This is a genomic window from Paenibacillus sp. FSL H8-0280 (assembly GCF_045040665.1).
GTDB lineage: Bacteria > Bacillota > Bacilli > Paenibacillales > Paenibacillaceae > Paenibacillus > Paenibacillus xylanexedens_A.
Genome location: NZ_CP150296.1, coordinates 6,906,026 through 6,921,610, shown reverse-complemented (window position 1 = coordinate 6,921,610; position 15,585 = coordinate 6,906,026). Strand labels below are relative to the sequence as shown.

The window sequence follows — 15,585 nt, the reverse complement described above, 5'->3', positions numbered from 1 at the left end:
TTCAGAACAGAAAAGCTTATAACCATCTCCTGGCTGGCATTTTTGCTACCGGCTGTCTTCCAGCTAGCTACCGCTTTTCGGATCGGTCCAGGCCAAGCAAAGTCACTCATCGTGTTCGGCTGCATCAATCTGGTGTTTGCTATCCTTGTGGGTGCGGGTGTCTGGTATCTAGTCCAAATAGCCAATTCATATCGAAGGGGCAAATGATAAACAAATGGAGAGGGGACTCCAATCATGAAGCCACTGCAAGAAATAGAGACACTGGCCATAGAGATCGCTGCTGCCGCCAGAACGTCTTTTTGCACCCTTTTTGAAAATGGTGAACGTTACTATTATTGTACGCTATACACTACTGGCGAAGGACATGCGCCAAGCATCTCTGCCTGGTCGTGGGAAGCTTTGGCGTTGGAGTCGGCTAGGCAAGCAGAGGAAAGTGATACGCCGGTCTCCACGATTGCGGATCTCATCAAATGGTCGTATGCGGATTCGCCCTATTGTTGTTTTCAGGATGATCACTTTGACGATGTCAAACAACGATATAACGAGCGTCCTTTCATTGCGGATCTGGAGTATGATGATTGGAATCGGGAGTTGGATGTGAGGCTGAACGCCATGGAGCTGGCGATAAAAATGCTCGATGATGAAGGCGTATTTGCCTTAAATCAACCGCGAGAGTCCGTATGTGTCCTTGTTGAAGTCATGCCACCAGATGAGATCAATACCGAAATTGCCTTACGTTTGAATCGGGCGGAATCTCCGGCTATGCAAGCATGGTTGGCGGAGGCAGCAGAATAGAAGCATCTGCAATTTGGAGAGTTTTGACCGTCTATAATGTACCGTTTCGACTCAATTGGCTGAATAAGATGATTATGATAATAGGACTATAATTTTCGAACCACCTTTGTACAGTAAAGGGTGGTTTTTTTTCGTGCTTGAGTTTTGACATCAAGCTACCAGTTCCCCCCTACCACTGTACAAACACACTTTTTCTGCCTTGTCCACATTTATACCTCACCAAAACTATTTAACTGCATCTAATAGATTATCAATAAAAAGGAGGTTTTGAGAATGGGAAATAGAAGACCTGGAGCACCTAGTGGTTATGACCCTGTTCAGATCTATAACTCGACTTCGTTTAATGCGAGTGGAGTAGTGGAGTATGCATCCATTTTTTGTAGCAACGATAGATATAGTGTTCAGCGTGACGAGACTTGGAGAGCTTCAAGCCGTGGAGTCTGCTTGGTAACTAGAATCACAGCAACGGTTAGAACACCGAGTGGAAATATTGAGGCTGAACCGTATACCTCTTCTGGTACTTCGTACAGCCAGTTCGCCATTATACAGGTAGGGGTAAATCAGTTCCGAGTGACACGTGTTACAAGTGCGATTAGAAAATGCCGGAAATAACCGAAGAGGGTTAATATCAAGAACAGGTACTAAACAGGAAGAGACGACTGGCCATGAGTAAAAGGCTGGTCGTCTTCTTTTGCTTTAATGTTCTTTGTACCATAATATTCTGCGGTGCATCGAGGAATCTTTCAAAAGTCGGAAAGGCCGTAAGGCTGGTTGATAATTGCCTTCGATAATCCAAATTCGCCGTTTCTTGTCGATGGCTATATCGAACCCGACTTGTCTAAGCATAGGGTAATGCTCTCCCAATCGTTTGGCAGCTAATCGTGAAACTTGTTCCGCTCTGACAAGTAAGCGCCGATCTCCAATTCGAGATAGTCTCAGTGCTTTAAGAACTGGAATGGGGCGGTTATTCACATTGGTGACTTGGTATCCTTGCGCTGCGACTTTAGCATAGGAACCGGTCACGTTCCAAGTGGACGAGGAACCCTTTTTGCGCTGAACCATGATCCGAATGTCGAACGGTCTGTGTTTGATTTGAGCAAGCTGCAGACGCTTTTGGACAATATATTCATCACTTTTGATTGTTTGTTCGAACCATTCGAGTAACTGCTCGTTGTCTCTCATGGTGACTGTGTTATTTTCATTTTGAATACGATAAGCCTTTGCACCGCTTCGTTTAATGAACAGGATACCCCTTCCGTAACTGCCATTACGAGGTTTCAGTACAACGCTGGGATACTGAAGAAGCATCTTCGTTAGCGTATCCTTCTCAAGCAACTGTGTTTCTGGCAAACGTTCAGCGAGAGAGGGCTCATCGCGCAGAATGCCATACTGCAACCATTTGTCTCTTTCGAATAACATTGGAATCACAGCCTTTTTCAATCGTCTACGGTAATTCTAATTCAAATTCGTGATCCGCATAAGTGGCCATTCGTCCAGATTTGTAAGTCGATGCATGTCCAATCGGTCGATGGAGACAGAAGATGAACTTTTGCGAGAAATGACTGCATTCTGGGGAGGCGTTCATTCACGCTTCGAGTGGCTTCTGGATACGAAGGTACACCTCTATCACAACCGTGGACAACTGCATGCCGTGCTGGTACATGTACTGAAACAAGAGCCAAATGTGCAATTGTTCGAGCAGTGCTAGATTAACCTTATACTAGTGCTTTTTACCTATAAATTAGCTTATAAAAAGCGCGACTTTTTTACCAATATATATACAGATTATTCGTTTACTGTATGCCTTTTCGATGTTATACTCACAATATTCAAAAAAAATGTTGAAATATGTCGAATTGAGGCTTATCAGGATGATTATAGGTAAACAAAACGGCGAAGCGATCATCCTCATTCCATCACTTGAACCGGATGAGAGACTTCCAACCTATGTACGGCAATTGCGAGAGTATGGCTTGACCAATATTGTTATTGTGGACGACGGATCGGGTGAGGCCTACCAGTCGATTTTCGAGGAGCTTCGTGAGAATGGTTGTGCTCTGCTAACACATGCGGAAAATCAGGGGAAGGGTGCGGCACTTAAGACCGGATTTCAGTATATTGCTCAGCAATTCGATGCATCTTCCTTCGTTGTAACCGCTGATTCAGACGGACAGCACGCGGCTGAGGATGTCTACCGTATAGCCCAAGAAGCAAGGCTTCATCCAGATTCGTTGGTGCTCGGGGTAAGGAACTTCAGTGAGGGGAACATACCGCCAAAGTCCCTGTTAGGCAATCGGATGACCTCCTTTATCTTTGCTATGTTATATGGAAAAAAGTTATCAGATACCCAGACCGGCCTCCGTGCCTTCGGTCCCGGGCTACTTGCGTTTATGCAGGATGTTCGCGGGACTCGATTCGAATATGAACTGCAGATGCTTATTTCTTGTATTCAATCGGGCATTCCGATTCATACCATGCCGATTCAAGTCATTTATGAGAATGGCAATGCAGGAACACATTTTAAAGCAGTTCAGGATAGTGCACGGGTCATGGGTGTATTGTTCTCGAATTTCTTCCGCTTTATCTCTTCCTCTGTAGCTAGTTCTGTTGTTGATTTGGGCATTGCCTGGTTTTTGATCGACGCGTTGCGGCCTGTGTTGGGTGAGCAGCACTATCTAAGAATTCTACTCGCAACGGTGATTGCCAGAATTATTTCCATTGTAGTCAACTACGTACTGAACAGACACTTTGTATTCCGCAAAGAGGATAGCCAGGGAAGTCTATGGCGCTATCTGACGTTATGCGGAGTGGTGATCTTGCTATCCAGTACCGGCGTATATATATTCCATACCGTTCTCTTCGTAGATGAGAAATTGGCGAAATTCGTCTGTGATGCCTTGCTGTTCCTGCTCAGTTTCCAATTGCAGCGAAGATGGGTATTTGCAGCAAGGAGGAAGCAGTTATAGTGCAAAACGAAAAAAGGCAGAATATCTTTTTTGTCATCACGATGATCCTGATGTCGATTTATTTGGTGTGGCGTACGTTCTTTACGTTGCCATGGGGTGAGGGCGTTCTGAACGTCATTTTTGGTATGCTGTTGATTGTTGCTGAAACGGTCACCGTACTGACAACCTTTGAATTATTCTTTCAAAAGATGCAAAAAGAACGTACACAGCTCGACTTTCCAATCGTTCCGCCGGATTATTATCCGGATGTGGATGTATTTATCGCTACCCATAATGAGCCTGTAGATCTGTTATATAAAACCGTTAATGCCTGTACATTCATGGATTATCCGGACAAACAGAAGGTTCATATTTATCTCTGTGACGATGGAGCAAGACCAGAGGTGGAGGAGCTTGCCAGACAGTTTGGCGTGGGATATCTGGGGTTCCCCGGCAATAAGCATGCCAAATCAGGTAATCTGAACAATGCTCTAAGCAAAAGTTCGTCTCCGCTCATTGCAACGTTTGATGCAGATATGATTCCACAGCACACCTTCCTGATGAAAACGGTACCCTATTTCCTGCTCTCTACGTTTATTAAGGAGAACGGGGAATGGCGTCTTCGCCGAGAGGATGAAATGGACCCTAAGTTCAAGCTTGGTCTGGTACAGACCCCGCAGAGCTTCTACAATCCGGATCTCTTCCAGTTTAACCTGTATGCAGAGCAAGGCATCCCTAATGAACAGGATTTCTTCTCCAGAGAAGTAAACATCCTACGTAATGCCTCCAATGCGGTAGCATATACAGGAAGTAATACGATCATTTCCCGGCAGGGTATGGAAGACATCGGAGGTTTTCCGCTCAATACAATCACCGAGGACTTTGAGACAAGCATCCGCTTGCAGCAGGAAGGTTATATTACCTATGCGACTCAAGAGGTTCAAGCTGCCGGGCAGACAACAACAACAGTGAAGAGCATGATTAAGCAACGAATTCGTTGGGCACGGGGTATCATTCAGAGCCTGCAGAATACGCGTGCACCTTTATCTGGCAAGCTCCCTTTCTGGACGAGAGTGACCTACTTAAGCAGTTTCTTATACTGGTGGTCCTTCTTTAACCGCTTGATTTTCATTTTGGCACCTATTTTGTTTGCGTTGTTCGACTTCCAGATTGTGAATACAACCTTCTGGCAAATCTTAATATTCTGGCTTCCATCTTATTTCTTCTATAGTGTATCCATGCGATATCTGTCCAGCAATATTCGGAATCAGCGCTGGAGTCAGGTTATCGATACCATATTTATGCCTTATCTGATCTGGCCGGTTCTCCTGGAGACATTGGGTATTCGTGAGAAAGAGTTCAAAGTTACCAACAAAAGCAGAGCGAGCGGTCGACAATGGATGTCTGCTCTGTTATATGCACTTCCGCATATCTTCCTGCTGTTGCTTTCCATTGCAGCCGTGATTCGGTATGTCAATGGCAAGTACGGCATTGCGCTGTTCTTCAGCAGTATCATTATTTTCTGGCTGATTCATAACATGATCGCACTATGTTACGCCCTGTTCTTCATGATCGGCCGCCGTGCGTATCGGGAGACAGAACGGATTCGGGCGGAGGAAGATGTCACGATTCACGACCAAGCCAACAATCTGCGTTATCAGGCCAAGACGGTGGATGTATCTGAACAAGGTATTGCCTTCTATGTCCCTTATCCCATTTATTTGGCTGAACAGAAAATCATCTCTTTGGTCGTCAAAACCGACCGGTATGAGGCCAAACTCGATGCAGTCATCGTTTATGTGAAACAGGATGGAGAGGGCTGGCGTTACTCGGCAACGGTTCAGCCGGTCGATGAACATGATAACCGCCAATATATGCAAATCATCTACGACCGTAAACACTCATTGCCAGAGCAGATGAATCTGTGGGATACGGCTTATGACGATATGTTACGTAATGTGAAAAAACGTATTGTTCAACCCAGATCGGATCAGCGAAAAATGCCGCGGCTTTCCCTTCAGCTTCCAGTTCATTTCACCAATGGTGCTAGCTGTACACTGCGCAGCTTCAATTATCGTTTCTTTTCCGCGACGGGTTTCCATGGGGATATTGCTTCGGGAGCGGTGGTTACTTTTTATACGAAGAGTAATATTGAAGTCATTCTGCAACATACGGGAAAAACGACAGCCCGTGAGCGCGAAGTGCTCCTCTCGGTGGAGAATATCGATGATATTGTAGAGAAGGGCCTGATCGACCAATTGTTGACTGATTTGATTCAGCCACATTCCGATCGTTCCACCAGAGAGGGTTAGGAGAGATAAAGATGCTCATTGTGCTTCATTTTGTGATGGGAGTTTTATTGATAATCTCCTTTGTTGGTTATATGCAGTTTGTTAGGAAGACACTTGCACTACGGTGGGAGTTTATCCCTGTATTTGTGTTTTCCTCGATTGCCTGCATCGTATATTTCGCTGGCTTGGCAGGTCAGCTCTTTATAGGAAGTATTATCGTGTTGATACTAGGCTTGGTGTTTGTTAGAGGTACGCTGGTTCGAGCTGTCCGACGAGGGACCAAGCCGAATGTATTGTTCTCGTTATTTCAGTTTTCTTTTCTGGGCGGAACGTTCATCTTTTTGCTGATTCTGTTCCAAAATCAATTGACACACTACGATAATTTCTCGCACTGGGCTATTGTATTGAAGCAGATGTTGAGTACAAATGCCTTTCCGACGCCAGACTCCAACTTGATTGATTTTAAAAACTATCCGCTTGGGACTTCGTCATTTATTTATTATGTCTGTCGCTTCATGGGGCATTCCCAGTCCGTGATGCTTTTGGCACAAGGTCTGCTTATCTTTTCATGTTTTTATGCCATGTTTGGCATTGTTTCAGAGAAGAAACGTTTTCTTCTGTACGCTTTTCTCGGACTCGGGTTATCTACGCTTTCTTTTTTCAATCTGACGATTCGGATCACCAATCTCCTCGTGGATTTCTTGCTTCCGATCTACGCACTCGCGATCCTGGCGGTGATTTACCAATATCGGAATGAGATCAAAAAGGCATGTATTGTTGTTCTTCCGCTTGCCGGATTGCTGACCATCATCAAAAGCACGGGTATTATTTTCGCCGCGATCGGCCTGATCTTCCTGGTGTATACATGGTTGAGAAATGGGCAACGCTCGGACTGGAAAGTCGGACTGGCTGTGCTGGGTACCATTGGTGGTTCACTACTTCCGTATTTCGGCTGGAGCTGGCGAATGGCGACGGTGTTCCAAGGCATTAATAACAAGTTCGAGGGAACAGCCGCGGTGATCAAAGCGGGCAAGACGGGAGAACAGAAATGGGAGATTCTCACGCTCTTCCTGAAATCAAGCATAGATATCACGTCCAGGCCTGTGCTCGGCATTTTACTTTTCCAGCTTATCGCGATCGGAGCTTCGGTATTCGCCGTTGTTGTGCTCAAGAAGAAGTGGAACTTGTGGAAAGCATTAATTGCTTTGGACGTTGTTCTGTTACTGTACTATGCGGGTATTCTGGCACTGTATCTCTTCTCCATGCCATTGGATGAAGCCATTGTCCTGGCAGGCTTTGAGCGTTATGCATCGAGTATCGTGGTGCTGTTTGCCGGTGGGCTGGTATTATGCGCTGCGATCGACCTAGAGCGTTCATTCCACTATCGGATCGGTGAAGTGCCTGATTATCAATCCTTTAAGACGGTCAAGACGAAGGGTCATTATCAAAAAGGAATTATCGGCTGTATGGCGGTTGCTGCCACTATCCTTTTGTCCGAATACAATGGTATCGTGTCTATCTCCCAAAGCTATGATACAACGCTCCCTTACAAGATTCATGCGGTTACTGGTGATCGGTGGTACTCAGGTGGGCAGGTGGATAATAATAGATATCTCTTCTACGCCTCAGACAGGGACCAACAGGTCACGAACTATTACATGCAATATGTAGGGAAGTATTTCTTGTATGCTCCTCATGTGGACGGGATTGTGTTGTTCTATGAGGATAATATGGACAACCTTCTGAGCGGCTACGATTATCTAGTGGTCGTCGAGACGGATCTCAACGCCAAGTGGTTGCTGAAAAAGCATTATGGCATCGACATGCAAGAGGGGATCTACAAAATCACCCGTTCCGGGGATCAGATCGTTCTTACGTTGACTTGAGATCATAGAGGTTGAGATCCTGTTCCAGGTACCCGGTCAGATAAGATTGATACATGATTGTATATAGAGTCTCCTTAAATATAGCCCGCTATAGCTTATACCTATAGCGGGCTATAACTCTTTTGTAGAACAGCTATTCCGATCGGATATGTTATATTTAATTCTATAATGATAAACGGGGAGATTAAACTATGAGCCTACAAACAGAACCTAAACAACGAACAGTCACTCCATTTCGATATGATATTGTGGGCAGTTTCCTACGCCCGAGTGCGTTGAAAGATGCCCGATTAAAATACCAGAACGGCGAAATTACCACGGAACAGTTGAATGAAGTGGAGAATGCCGAGATTGTGAAACTTGTACAGAAGCAAAAAGAGGTTGGACTTCAGGCTGTAACGGACGGCGAATTCCGCCGCTCTTGGTGGCATCTGGACTTCTTCTGGGGACTGGATGGTGTAGAGCGGACGATCATTGAGGAAGGCTACCGATTTAACGGTGCGACATCCAGACCGGAAACAGCCCGTCTTAGCGGCAAAATCAGCTATAGCAGTCATCCATTTGTAGCGCACTATGCCTTCTTGAAAGAAGCGGCTGGGGAAGACGTTGTTGCCCGTCAATCCATTCCAGCAGCAGCCCAGTTCCTATTCGAATTGGACCGGGCAGATAATAAAGAAAGCACACAGGCCATCTATCCGAACCGCCAAGAGCTTCTCTCGGACATTGCTGGGGCGTACAAAGCATCCATCCTGGCTTTCTATGAAGCCGGCTGCCGCAGCATCCAAATTGATGATTGCACATGGGGTGCATTGTGTGACCAACAGTTCATCACAGTGATGGAGCAGATTGGCGTTAATGTGGAAGAGTACGCAAACGAACTCGCAAAACTGAATGAAGATGTGGTATCAGGCCTGCCGGAAGACCTCGTGGTAACCACTCATGTCTGCCGCGGTAATTATGTTTCAACGTTTGCAGGAGTCGGTGGCGGTTACGAGCCGATTGCGCAGACACTTCTGAGCATCGATAACTACTCTGGATTCTATCTGGAGTTTGATACAGAACGGGCTGGAGACTTCAAGCCTCTTCGGTTCCTGAAGGACAATCAGCAGGTTGTACTTGGCCTCTTCTCTTCCAAATTCGGAGAGTTGGAGAACAAGGAAGATATCCTGAAACGGATTGAGGAAGCTACACAATATGTTGATCTGGATCGAATCTGCCTGAGCCCGCAATGCGGCTTCGCTTCTACGGAAGAAGGCAACCATCTGACCGAGGAACAACAATGGCGCAAGCTTGCCTTCATTAAGGAAATTGCTGAAGAGCTCTGGAAGTAACCTTCGCAGCGTCATTCATCATTTACGCATGTGTTTACGTATAAGAAAAATCGCTAAAAAGCCGTACGGACCATCATCCGTATGGCTTTTTGGTGTACCCTCACTTTTGAGTGGATGTTTGATCGGAGCCCATAACAGCCAAGAGAGTGAAGCAATGGGTAGAGATAAGAATAATGGTTCAGGGAATCGGCATGTCTGAGGAAGAGGTGTGGTGGACGAAATAAAATAGCGACAGTTAGGACAAAGGGAACTTTGTCGCAACTGCCGCTATTTGTCTATCTCGCATGATATCGCCCTTTAGGCACCACCATCGGTGATCCCGAGACGGGGTCTTCAATAACCGTACATTCCAATCCGAAAATATCTTTGACCTGTGGGGCGGTTATCACCTCTGCGGGCTTGCCTTCAGCCACAAGTTTTCCGGTGTGAAGCGCAAAGATATGATCTGCATACCGTGCCGATAAGTTGATATCGTGCAGTACCATCACAATAGTCGTTCCATGTTTGCGGTTCAGCTCGGTAAGCAGGTCCAGAATCTCGACTTGATACGTGATGTCCAAGAAGGTCGTCGGCTCATCGAGAAAGAGGATATCCGTCTGTTGCGCCAGCGCCATGGCAATCCAGACGCGCTGACGCTGACCGCCTGAAAGCTCATCAATATTGTGATTGGCAAACTCGGTAATGTTCATAATGGTCATGGCTTCGGCTACAGCCTCATAATCCTTCTTGGTCCAGCCACTGAACAAGGATTGGTGTGGAAACCTTCCGCGGCCAACTAGATCCGCTACTGAAATACCCTCTGGAACAATGGGAGACTGCGGGAGTAACCCGATCACACGAGCCAATTGTTTGGGCGGGATCTTGCTAATGGCTTTGCCGTCCAGCGTAATGCTACCGGATGTAGGCTTAATGAGCCTGGCCATGGTTTTTAAAAGGGTAGACTTACCGCAACCATTAGAGCCAATAATGACGCTTATTTGGTTACTCGGTATAACAATGTCCACACCGTGGATAATCGTTTTATTTTCATATCCCGCAACGAGTTGTTTCGCTTCAAATACATGTGTCGGTTTCATTATAACTCCCCCTTACGATTCATTCGGATTAACAGGAAGATCAGATACGGTGCTCCGAGTAATCCGGTAATGACGCCTACGGGGAATCTGTACTCAAAAGCAAACTGTCCGATGAGATCTGAGGCTAGAACCAGATTAACGCCAACCAGACCTGCTGGGATAATGTTCGAAGAACCAACACCTACGAGTCTCTTCGCAATAGGTCCCGCAAGGAAGGAGACAAAGGCAATCGGGCCTGTAGTCGCCGTAGCGATGGCAACCATGCAGACTGAACTGACAATAAGTGCAATTCTGGTCTTGTCCGTGTCTACACCTAGTGAGAACGCCGATTGTTCTCCGAGTTCCAATATACTGAGGTGTTTGCCCAGCATCATGATGATGGGTGAGCAGATCAGTACGGTAATCACGAGAGGTGGTAGTGCACTCATCTGAGAACCGTTCAGACTACCTGTGAGCCATCGGATTGCGGCAGGGATATCCTTTTCAGAACTAACCAGTAGGAGATAGGAGATTACCGCATCAAGCATGGCTTGAATACCGATCCCGATAAGTATTAACCTTCCGATGGAGAATACTTTTCCTCTGGAGAGTACATATATGAACAACACCGTAGCCAGACCTGCAATCACTGAAGCCAGGGAAACAATGGCTCCGCTTGCATGAAGCACAACGATACAGAACACAGCCGCAGCGCTTGAACCTGACGTGATCCCGATGACATTTGGATTCGCCAGCGGGTTCCGCAACATGGTCTGGAAGGTATAACCTGCAATACCGAAGGCAAATCCGGCAAAGAGACCTGTAAGCATTCTTGGTAGACGTATCGTATTTACGGCAAAAGACACACCTTTGATCTTCTCTCCCGAAAGGGAGCTGATGACATCTTTAACCGGATAGATTGTGTTGCCAAGCAAAAGCATGGTGCAGCAAAGAGCACATGCAAGTATGGCAAGAAGACTGGTGACAAGTATCCAGCGGCGACGTCGATGATGTCTGCCCGCCATAATAAATTCAATCGCTTGATCTCTCATAATGAACGCACTTTCGATCGCATCGCAAGGATGATTAATATTGGAGCACCTATAAATGCGGTAACAACTCCGACTTCAAGCTCTCCAGGGTTGCTGATGAGTCTGCCACCGACATCGGATATCGTTAGAATGATCGCTCCAGCTATGGCTGACATCGGTATGACAAAACGTAAGTCGGGCCCCAGTATAAGGCGTATGACGTGGGTGGATAACAATCCGATGAAACCAATCGGTCCAGCAAGAGCAGTAGCTGCTCCGCATAATAAAACCCCTGCAAGAGCCGCAATGAATCGAAGTGTTCCTGTGCGAACACCGAGTCCTGTTGCAACATCGTCACCCAGCGCCAGCGCATTTAGTGCCGGAGCCGTAAGAAACGCAATAAGTACCCCAATGACCAGGAACGGGATGAACGTACTGATTCCACTCCAGGTTGCCGATCCTACGCTGCCCACTTGCCAGAACCTGAACTGGTCCATGACATACGAACGAGGGATCATAATGGCGGTGACGAGTGAGGAGAGCGCGGCGCTGATGGCCGCTCCGGCCAAAACAAGCTTAATGGGCGTGGCTCCGCCACGCCCCATTGAGCCGATTCCGAATACGAACACAGCCGTTATTGCAGCTCCGGCCAGTGCCAGCCAGATATATTGATTGGCGCTGCTGATGTTCAGGAATGCAATACCCATAACCACAAACAGAGATGCCCCTGTATTGACACCCAATATACTTGGGTCGGCAAGTGGGTTCCGGGTAACGGCTTGCATCAGTGCTCCTGATACGCCGAGTGCTACCCCGCATAACAAGCTGAATACTGTTCGGGAGATTCGTTTGCGCACGATGTTTGCCCCATAAGAGTCTACTTCCGGGTGGAATAATCCGTCGATTAACTCATGAAACCTCACGGGTCTAGAGCCAAAGACCAGTGAGGCAATCAGAGTTGCAGCGAGCAGGATGAAACAAATGACTAACACCAAGATGAAGTTCTTGGGGACATGTGCTCGTATTCGATTATCGTTCGAAAGCGATGTACTATTCATTGATTTTATCGATGGCTCCACTAATTAATTTCAGGTAATCATCGATCGTGTAGGAAATGGACAATGGGTTTGGCGTTCCAGCAGCAACCAAAGGTGTATCTGCTTCAATGAACGCTACAGAACCACGTTTAACCGCAGGGATTTTACCCAGCAACGGATCAGCCTGAATGGCTTTCAGCAACTCAGCATTTCCGTATCCAACAATAATATCTGCATCATTAAGGGCTTCAGCATTCTCTGCACTTAAGCTCAGGGAGTAGCTGTTAGGGTCTGTAATTTGGCTTGTGATACTCTCTGGGACAACCAATCCCAGCTCACCCAGGAAAGATACACGAGAATCGACAGGTGTATAGATATGAAGTTTGGACATGTCTTCAGCGGAGAAGTTAACCCAAACCACTTTTTTGTCTTTGATCTGAGGATACGCGGCTAATTTTTCGTTGACCATGGCCTCTGTATCTTTGATCAGTTGCTCGCCTTCTGCTTCCATACCCATACCTTTCGCATTGAAAGTAACCTGCTCGCGCCATGTCGTTGCCCATGGAGCCGTTGGGTAAGCTACAACCGGAGCAATTTCACTAAGAAGATCGTAGTCTTCCTGAGTGATACCGGAGTATGCTGCAAGAATAACATCTGGATTGGAATCGGAAATCGCTTCAAAATCAAGTCCGTCTGTATCTTGGAAAACGTTAGGGTCGGTTACACCGAGTTCATCAAGTTTCTTAGCTGTCCAAGGCAACAGTCCGCTGTCATCCTGAACACCAAAGTTAGCTGCCGAGAAACCTACAGGAACTTGTCCAAGTGCGAGAACGACATCTTGGTTGGCCCATTGTACAGTAGCTACACGCTCAGGCTTTTTCTCAATAACCGTTTCGCCCAGTGCATGCTTGATCGTAATTGGATATCCGGCATTCTCAACTGTAGCGGCTGGTGTTTCTGTAGCTGGAGCTGCCGAATCACTTGCAGCAGGAGTTGCTGCTGGCTCAGCTGTTTGGTTGCCACAACCTACCAATGCCAGGATAAAGATCAGTGAAATCAGTAACGCCGTTAATGGAAACTTTCTCTTTGTATTCATTTGTTTCCCCTTCCTGAATCTAAAATGTATTTGGTAGTGCTTAACATCCTGATTGATCAGTTACATCCATTGAGATGTATAAAAATAGATATATAAAACGTTTTATACATATGATAATGATTATCAACATCAATAAATATATCTTTTTATTAAAGGCAGTGTCAATGAAAAAAAGATATATTAATCATATAAAACTATTAATCATACATAACTTTTACAAAAAAAGTGATAATCTGTTTGAATTATATGAACTTATCAATATAAAAAAACCATGATACTTTCAATGAAATTGAAAGTATCATGGTTTCAATCAATCACTAGAAATTTTTTGAATGTTCTTTTGTATAAAAGAAGCCACGTTCACTACCAGTGGAACTGCCATTTGACCATTTTAGTTTAATGAAATCTTCAGAAATTGATCCAATCATTTCGACATCAGCTTTAGGGTATTTGATATAGATTTTAATTTGATCATTTTCGATTATATAACGACCAGATGTCAATTCGTCATCAATACCACCCTTAGTTTCTAAGCGCCCATCTTCATAAAAATAATAGTAGTACTCGTACTCAGTAATATCTTCTTCATTATCATCACTGTCATAGTCATCTGATAATGTTCTATAGTATCCGTCGTATCTAACACGCGCATGATTGTTTGTTAGATTAGTTGATTTTGCCTCTTCAATTACTTCTTGATTGATTTTTGTACCTAATAGTTCTCTTGCAGAATAAAGAAATTGTGAGAACGTATACATCAAAAAATCTACTCCGGCGCTGTCCCGAATTTCCCTAACGAGATCTTCTCTTGGTCGATCGATTCTTGTTTCATTGCTTCTTTTATAATGGTAGCACCAATCATCCTTAACGTCATTTGTGATAAATACTATTGGTTTCCCCTTTTGACTTGCAAAATCGATAATTTGCTTCCAAATAATTAAATCACCGTATTTTTGAATTCCTTCTTTTTTTGGACCATCTTTATAGCCGGGGGGAATTTGATTTCTATAGCGAAGCTCACCCTCTTCAATTATTTGAAGTAGTTGTGGGTAACTATATTCTTTACCTACTTCAAAATATGAATTTAGCGATTCAAATACAGTATCGTGTATTGCAAAAGCATTTATTTCATCTTCTCTAATTTTAAATTCCAATTCAACCTTTGACTTAAACTCTAAAAATAACTTCTCAAAGTCCTGAAACGCGTTTTCAAAGGTTGAAGTTATTGTATTATCAATATAGGGATGTATATCTTGTTTCTTTGTATGATTAGCAAAATCGGTAATTTTTTTTCTAATATCCTTTATATTATTTGAGATAGTTTTTATTTGCTCACTCTCTAGCTTCTGATACTTTTCCTCTATAGGTTTCTTCAAAGTGTTTTCTCTGTTTTTTAAGTATTCGAATTTAACATGTTGTGGAATCCATAACCTTCCACTTATTTTTTCGAATGTACTATTGAAAATCTCTTGTTGTGATGATTTCGGAAAGTAGTAAAATTCCAACAAGGCCGATGTATCAAATACAAATACACAATCTTTCCAAATTATTTTTTCGCGTTCTGTTGAAGGCTTAAAGTATTGCTCTATCTCGTTTATTTGCACTTCAATAATCACACCTCATCTTAATAAATGTAGGTAAATTTTACTATATAACCCGAGGCGTGTATAGATTAGTTTTTATTATTTCAGACTCCTATTGGAGATAGCTTAGTGAAACATGAAAAATTAGTGCAACCAATTCTTTATGGGGAGAAAACTTTTTGCTGCAGAGCAAGGGTTTATAGGGTTATTAACTCTGAATACGGAATTTTTTGTAAGTGACGTTTTTATATCTTGTAGATAAAAGAGATGTGAATATTGGTCTGATAATAACTAGTCTTCGTTAATAAGCTGATGCATTTGACCTAAAATTCCTTATATATGCAAAATTAATAAAATTTTTTTATGTGAGATTTTTTTTGAACCTTTGTGAGGGCAGATAATTTACTATATTTATCTCAGGGTAAATAAAGCGATTTATAGCACTGACTTCCAATCGCGTTATTATTATTGTTGTTAAAATTTTTTTGTATGTTTTAAATCTCAAGACAGCATAATAAACACATATAAGTCTTTG

13 protein-coding genes are annotated in these 15,585 nt (G+C 44.3%); 7 read left to right on the top strand and 6 right to left on the bottom strand.

Translation table 11 applies throughout. The annotated features are described in order from the left end of the window. Positions 1-234: 234 nt before the first annotated feature. Together MHI12_RS30095 and MHI12_RS30090 are read left to right on the top strand one after the other, a co-directional pair. On the top strand, positions 235-795 hold the full coding sequence (locus MHI12_RS30095) for a DUF4303 domain-containing protein (protein WP_405171161.1): 561 nt from the start codon (positions 235-237) through the stop codon (positions 793-795). Positions 796-1,068: 273 nt separating this feature from the next. Beyond that, positions 1,069-1,407 (top strand): hypothetical protein, encoded by a 339-nt coding sequence (locus MHI12_RS30090; RefSeq protein ID WP_315938951.1) that lies wholly within the window; start codon positions 1,069-1,071, stop codon positions 1,405-1,407. An 84-nt stretch (positions 1,408-1,491) separates the two neighbouring features. On the opposite strand, the gene MHI12_RS30085 is transcribed toward MHI12_RS30090, so the two are convergent. Beyond that, on the bottom strand, positions 1,492-2,214 hold the full coding sequence (locus MHI12_RS30085) for a YheC/YheD family protein (protein ID WP_405171160.1): 723 nt from the start codon (positions 2,212-2,214) through the stop codon (positions 1,492-1,494). A 94-nt stretch (positions 2,215-2,308) separates the two neighbouring features. On the opposite strand from MHI12_RS30085, the gene MHI12_RS30080 reads away from it, so the two are divergent. From MHI12_RS30080 to MHI12_RS30060, 5 genes are all read left to right on the top strand, one after another. Next, positions 2,309-2,503, top strand: a complete 195-nt coding sequence (locus MHI12_RS30080; RefSeq protein ID WP_405171159.1) for a hypothetical protein — start codon at positions 2,309-2,311, stop codon at positions 2,501-2,503. 163 nt (positions 2,504-2,666) lie between these two features. Beyond that, positions 2,667-3,761: a GtrA family protein gene (locus MHI12_RS30075; RefSeq protein WP_405171158.1), complete on the top strand. Its 1,095-nt coding sequence runs from the start codon at positions 2,667-2,669 to the stop codon at positions 3,759-3,761. After that, positions 3,761-6,052 (top strand): glycosyltransferase family 2 protein, encoded by a 2,292-nt coding sequence (locus MHI12_RS30070; RefSeq protein WP_405171157.1) that lies wholly within the window; start codon positions 3,761-3,763, stop codon positions 6,050-6,052. Before MHI12_RS30075 ends, MHI12_RS30070 begins: the two co-directional genes overlap by 1 nt. 11 nt (positions 6,053-6,063) lie before the next feature. Beyond that, on the top strand, positions 6,064-7,917 hold the full coding sequence (locus MHI12_RS30065; protein ID WP_405171156.1) for a hypothetical protein: 1,854 nt from the start codon (positions 6,064-6,066) through the stop codon (positions 7,915-7,917). Positions 7,918-8,108: 191 nt separating this feature from the next. Beyond that, positions 8,109-9,248, top strand: a complete 1,140-nt coding sequence (locus tag MHI12_RS30060) for a 5-methyltetrahydropteroyltriglutamate--homocysteine S-methyltransferase (RefSeq protein WP_339298655.1) — start codon at positions 8,109-8,111, stop codon at positions 9,246-9,248. 275 nt (positions 9,249-9,523) lie between these two features. On the opposite strand, the gene MHI12_RS30055 is transcribed toward MHI12_RS30060, so the two are convergent. From MHI12_RS30055 to MHI12_RS30035, 5 genes are all read right to left on the bottom strand, one after another. After that, complete coding sequence (locus MHI12_RS30055) at positions 9,524-10,324, bottom strand: ABC transporter ATP-binding protein (protein WP_405171155.1); 801 nt, start codon at positions 10,322-10,324, stop codon at positions 9,524-9,526. Then, a complete protein-coding gene (locus tag MHI12_RS30050; protein ID WP_405171154.1) occupies positions 10,324-11,355 on the bottom strand; it encodes a FecCD family ABC transporter permease in 1,032 nt (343 codons plus the stop codon). Before MHI12_RS30050 ends, MHI12_RS30055 begins: the two co-directional genes overlap by 1 nt. Then, on the bottom strand, positions 11,352-12,392 hold the full coding sequence (locus MHI12_RS30045; protein ID WP_405171153.1) for a FecCD family ABC transporter permease: 1,041 nt from the start codon (positions 12,390-12,392) through the stop codon (positions 11,352-11,354). Before MHI12_RS30045 ends, MHI12_RS30050 begins: the two co-directional genes overlap by 4 nt. After that, entirely contained in the window at positions 12,385-13,467 is a 1,083-nt protein-coding gene (locus MHI12_RS30040; protein ID WP_405171152.1) for an iron-siderophore ABC transporter substrate-binding protein, read from the bottom strand. Before MHI12_RS30040 ends, MHI12_RS30045 begins: the two co-directional genes overlap by 8 nt. Positions 13,468-13,784: 317 nt before the next feature. Then, a complete protein-coding gene (locus tag MHI12_RS30035; protein ID WP_405171151.1) occupies positions 13,785-15,083 on the bottom strand; it encodes a PIN-like domain-containing protein in 1,299 nt (432 codons plus the stop codon). Positions 15,084-15,585: the final 502 nt, after the last annotated feature.

What these genes read in the sequence shown, in the direction of transcription:
- MHI12_RS30085 (WP_405171160.1), bottom strand. Translation starts at nt 2,214, where the DNA reads ATGTTATTCGAAAGAGACAAATGGTTGCAGTATGGCATTCTGCGCGAT.
- MHI12_RS30040 (WP_405171152.1), bottom strand. Translation starts at nt 13,467, where the DNA reads ATGAATACAAAGAGAAAGTTTCCATTAACGGCGTTACTGATTTCACTG.
- MHI12_RS30060 (WP_339298655.1), top strand. Translation starts at nt 8,109, where the DNA reads ATGAGCCTACAAACAGAACCTAAACAACGAACAGTCACTCCATTTCGA.
- MHI12_RS30050 (WP_405171154.1), bottom strand. Translation starts at nt 11,355, where the DNA reads ATGAGAGATCAAGCGATTGAATTTATTATGGCGGGCAGACATCATCGA.
- MHI12_RS30055 (WP_405171155.1), bottom strand. Translation starts at nt 10,324, where the DNA reads ATGAAACCGACACATGTATTTGAAGCGAAACAACTCGTTGCGGGATAT.
- MHI12_RS30090 (WP_315938951.1), top strand. Translation starts at nt 1,069, where the DNA reads ATGGGAAATAGAAGACCTGGAGCACCTAGTGGTTATGACCCTGTTCAG.
- MHI12_RS30075 (WP_405171158.1), top strand. Translation starts at nt 2,667, where the DNA reads ATGATTATAGGTAAACAAAACGGCGAAGCGATCATCCTCATTCCATCA.
- MHI12_RS30095 (WP_405171161.1), top strand. Translation starts at nt 235, where the DNA reads ATGAAGCCACTGCAAGAAATAGAGACACTGGCCATAGAGATCGCTGCT.
- MHI12_RS30065 (WP_405171156.1), top strand. Translation starts at nt 6,064, where the DNA reads ATGCTCATTGTGCTTCATTTTGTGATGGGAGTTTTATTGATAATCTCC.
- MHI12_RS30080 (WP_405171159.1), top strand. Translation starts at nt 2,309, where the DNA reads ATGTCCAATCGGTCGATGGAGACAGAAGATGAACTTTTGCGAGAAATG.
- MHI12_RS30045 (WP_405171153.1), bottom strand. Translation starts at nt 12,392, where the DNA reads ATGAATAGTACATCGCTTTCGAACGATAATCGAATACGAGCACATGTC.